Annotated in this window: 3 protein-coding genes; all 3 read right to left on the minus strand. The window is 48.2% G+C overall.

The window, feature by feature from the left end:
* A partial coding sequence (locus VIP81_RS00570; RefSeq protein ID WP_331956526.1) for a hypothetical protein occupies nt 1-1,418 on the minus strand: 1,418 nt, incomplete at its 3' end.
* 12 nt (nt 1,419-1,430) lie between these two features.
* Complete coding sequence (gene gmd, locus VIP81_RS00575; RefSeq protein ID WP_331956527.1) at nt 1,431-2,528, minus strand: GDP-mannose 4,6-dehydratase; 1,098 nt, start codon at nt 2,526-2,528, stop codon at nt 1,431-1,433.
* A gap of 35 nt (nt 2,529-2,563) precedes the next feature.
* Nucleotides 2,564-3,709, minus strand: a 1,146-nt coding sequence (locus VIP81_RS00580) for a UDP-glucose/GDP-mannose dehydrogenase family protein (protein WP_331956528.1), incomplete at its 5' end; no start/stop codon positions are given.

Below are 3,709 nucleotides of genomic sequence, written 5' to 3' on the forward strand. Positions count from 1 at the left end.
AGTGTGGTCACGCCCAGCCGTATAAACCCCTCCGGCATGAACATGGGAGGCACACCAGCCAGTGCCACCGATAAAAACACCGGAACTACTGCCTTGATGATCACCTGTTTCGTAAATATTGCCGGTGACAAGCCCGTAATATTTTTGGCGGCAATCATCCGGTAAATGCCACTTACCACTTCTATCCCGATGGCAGTCACCAATACGATGGCAGCCGGATAACCAGCTTTGAGCAACAACCACGCGATGGGCAAGTTGAGTAATACGATGGTGCTCACGACTACCTGGTACTTTTTAATTTTCCCGACAGACTGCACGGCGATTTGTATGCCGGCAGATAATTGGTTGATGAGCGTAGCGATAATAATTAAACGACACATCGTAACCGTGTAGGCAGGTACCTGTTTCAACCAGCATTGCAGTACAAAAGGCATTTCTATCATCATGGGGATGGCGAAAAATCCAAGCAGGTAAAAGGAAAACTTGCTGGCAATCATAGACAGGCGCAGCATCCTGGCCCGATCTCCACTCCCTTCGCTTTTAATGATCTGCGGATTCAATGCCCGCAACATGGTCACAGAAAAATAACTCAGTTGTGCATTCACCTGGTTGGCGATCCCATATGCTGCATTAACGATGGTGCCAAAAAATACATTCAGTAATAAAGCAATTCCCTGATTGCGGGCTACGACACTGCCCGCACCAAACATATTCCATCCGGCATAAGCAAACATTTCCTTCAGCAAATGCCGGTTGAAATAATGCCGGACCCGGATCCGGCTTTCTTCATACTTCACCGCACAATACACCTGCTTAAAAACAAGCAACAGTATAGTCAACAGCGCCATCAACCCACCGTATACAATGAGTTTATCGTAAGCAGTGTATTGCAGCACTACGGCAATCAGCAGTTTCCCCAGCGACTCCACAATTCCAAGGATCGCCACCATTACCATATTCTCCTGGGCAATCAGCGTAGCATCATATGGCACAGAAATAATGGTAAAGAAAGCACTGACCACCATGAATTGGAAGATGACTTTAGCCGCCGTAGTACGCGACGCAGGAAAATTCAACACATGATCAAACAGGTAGCTGCCGGCCACTTCGAACAATAACACCAGCGACAGGCCCAGTATAAAATGCAGCAGCACGCTGGAATTAAATACCTGCTTTAGTTGGTGATTGTCTTTTGTGCCCAGGTGAAAAGACATATACCGTTGTGTGCTGATGGTCATGGCAATGTTCAGAAATGATAACATGGCAATAACGCCGCTGATCAGATTAAATAAACCATAGTCCGCCGCCCCCAGCAGATTCAATACCAGCCTGGTGGCGTACAACGAAATAAAAACGGTAATAAGCATCCGTCCGTAGAGCGCGCCTGTATTCAATATCACTCTGTTAGCTACCTGCATCTTTCTATGAGATTATCCGATTAAATGTTCCAGTTGTGTTACTTCTTTCTTAGCAAATAAGGCTACATCACTGGCCATCATTTCCTTTACCAGTGCCGGCAAATCGTACGCTGGCTCCCAGCCCAGTACCGTCTTCGATTTGGTAGGATCGCCGATAAGCAGTTCTACTTCTGTAGGACGGAAATATCTTGGATCGATGGCCACCACTTCTTTCCCTATCGGTAACGCATACACTTCATTGGTGCAGGCAGTAACTACCCCGATTTCTTCTACACCATCGCCCTGGAATGTAACAGTGATACCGAGCTCGGCAAATGCCATGCGCACAAACTCACGCACCGTGGTAGTAATGCCGGTAGCAATCACATAATCATCCGCCTGCTCCTGTTGCAGGATACGCCACATTGCTTCCACATAGTCTTTGGCATGTCCCCAGTCGCGCTGTGCATCGAGGTTGCCCAGGTATAATTTATCCTGCAGGCCCAAAGCAATAGCAGCGGCCCCCCGGGTGATTTTACGGGTAACAAACGTTTCCCCGCGCAAAGGACTTTCATGATTAAACAGGATGCCATTGCAGGCAAACATGCCATAAGCTTCGCGGTAGTTGACTGTAATCCAGTAAGCATATAATTTGGCCACCGCATAAGGACTGCGCGGATAAAAAGGCGTGCTTTCCCGTTGTGGTACTTCCTGTACCAGTCCATATAACTCCGAAGTACTGGCCTGATAGATGCGGGTTTTCTTTTCCAGCTTCAGGATGCGCAAGGCTTCCAGCAATCGCAAGGTGCCAATACCATCTGCATTGGCAGTATATTCAGGCGTATCAAAGCTCACCCGCACATGGCTCATGGCAGCGAGATTATAAATTTCGTCGGGCTGCGTTTCCTGGATAATACGTATCAGGTTGGTGCTGTCCGTCATATCGCCATAGTGCAACCGGAAGCGCACATTTTCACTGTGCATATCCTGGTATAAATGGTCAATTCGTTCTGTATTAATCAGGGAGGCACGACGTTTAACACCATGTACCATATATCCCTTGCCCAGCAGTAATTCTGCCAGATAAGCGCCATCCTGGCCGGTAATACCTGTTATCAGGGCTACTTTCATACAATCGTTATTTTAGTGATAAAAGAAATAAAATGTTAGAGCATCAGGGCATTGACAGGGGAAGCCGCAGCATTCCCAATACCATAGTAAGTGAATCCCTGTTTGACTAATTGTACATCATCATAAATATTTCTGCCGTCGAAAAGCAAAGGGCTTTGCAACAAGCCATGCAGGCGTTGCCAGTCCGGCATACGGAAAGTATTCCACTCCGTGACCAGCAGGATAGCCGCGGCATCTTCTGCGGCCATATACATATCATCTGCGAAGGTGACACTACTGCCCAGGTATGACATCGCTTCTTCCATGGCTACCGGATCGTATACACTCACCGTAGCTCCCGCCTCCAGCAGATGGCGGATCAGCACCAACGACGGCGCCTCCCGCATATCATCAGTATTAGGTTTAAACGACAGGCCCCATACGGCAAACTTTTTATCTTTAAGGTCGCCATCGAAGTGACGCAGCACCTTATGAAAGAGTACTTTTTTCTGATCTTCATTCACCGCTTCTACGGCATCGAGTATACGTAGCTGATAGCCGTATTCCCGGCCTGTTTGCATGAGGGCTTTTACATCCTTCGGGAAACAGGAGCCGCCGTACCCTATACCCGGGTAAAGAAAATGCTTTCCGATGCGTGGATCGCTGCCGATCCCTTTCCGCACCTGGTTAATATCGGCGCCCACCAGTCCGCATAAATTGGCAATATCATTCATATAAGAAATGCGCGTTGCCAGCATAGCGTTGGCAGCATATTTGGTCATCTCTGCAGAAGCGATATCCATAAATAAAATAGGATGACCGTTGAGCAGAAAAGGACGGTATAATTGCTCCAGCGTTTGACGGGCATGTGTAGTATTAACGCCTATGACTATACGATCTGGCTTCAGGAAATCATTTATAGCAGCGCCTTCTTTCAAAAACTCAGGATTAGAGGCTACATCGTAATCCAGGATCAGCTGCCGGGCCGACAGGCTTTCCTTTACCGCCCGGTTCACCCTGGCGGCAGTACCTACCGGCACGGTGCTTTTCGTAACTACCACCAGGTAATCCTGCATTAAGGCCCCTATCTGATGTGCTACCTGCAATACATACTTCAGATCAGCACTTCCATCTTCTCCCGGTGGCGTACCAACAGCAATAAACACCACTTCTGCCCCGGGCAATGCAGTGGCCAGGTCGGT

Source organism: Chitinophaga sp. (genome assembly GCF_036566945.1).
Taxonomy (GTDB): Bacteria; Bacteroidota; Bacteroidia; order Chitinophagales; family Chitinophagaceae; genus Chitinophaga.

Excerpts from the sequence above, each read along its gene's own strand:
- gmd (WP_331956527.1), bottom strand. The coding sequence starts at position 2,528 with ATGAAAGTAGCCCTGATAACAGGTATTACCGGCCAGGATGGCGCTTAT.